The following is a 666-nucleotide window of genomic DNA, read 5'->3' on the forward strand; positions in this document are numbered from 1 at the left end:
TCGGCGGCCACGTCGGCCAGCGCGGCATCGGCGACGGTCGGCGCGCTGGGCTGTTCGTAGTAGGACACGCCACGGCAGGCGGCCGTGTACGGGATCGAGGCATCCTTCACCTTCGGATCGAAACGCCAGAGTTCCTTGCCGTTACCGGCATCGAGCGCGATCAGCTGATTGCGGGCGGTGCACAGGTACAACCGATCACCGATCTTCAATGGCGTGGTTTCCGCACCCCAACGCTTCTTCGGCAGGTCGCCGGTGCGGAACTGCCACGCCAGTTGCAGGGTTCCCACGTTTTCAGGAGTGACCTGCTGCAGCGGCGAATAGCGAGTGGCGGCATTGCTGCGCCCCCACGCCGGCCAATCGCCTTCCGCCGGCTGGTCGGCCGGCTGCAGACCGGTGGTATCACGGGTCGGATCGAGCCCGGCGCTGACCGCCGGCTCCGGGAACGGCTGGTGCCCGTCGACCAGGCCATGGGGAGCGAACGCGAGCCCGAAGGCGGCCACGAACACCAGCATCAGCACAGCGGCCACGCTGCGCGACAGACGCCTGGATACCGGCGCCTGCAGGGTCGGCGCCAGCAACGCCAGGATGATACCGAGCGCGGTCACCAAGCCCAGCCGTGGCACCCAGCGCCAGTAATCGCTGCCCGATTCCCACCAGGTCCACAGC

Annotated in this window: 1 pseudogene; it reads right to left on the reverse strand. The window is 68.2% G+C overall.

Annotated elements, in window-relative coordinates:
- Positions 1-666: pseudogene (locus DBR20_RS22865) on the reverse strand (membrane-bound PQQ-dependent dehydrogenase, glucose/quinate/shikimate family); the annotation flags it as partial.

The sequence above is a fragment of the Stenotrophomonas sp. HMWF023 genome (genome assembly GCF_003060985.1).
Classification (GTDB): domain Bacteria; phylum Pseudomonadota; class Gammaproteobacteria; order Xanthomonadales; family Xanthomonadaceae; genus Stenotrophomonas; species Stenotrophomonas lactitubi.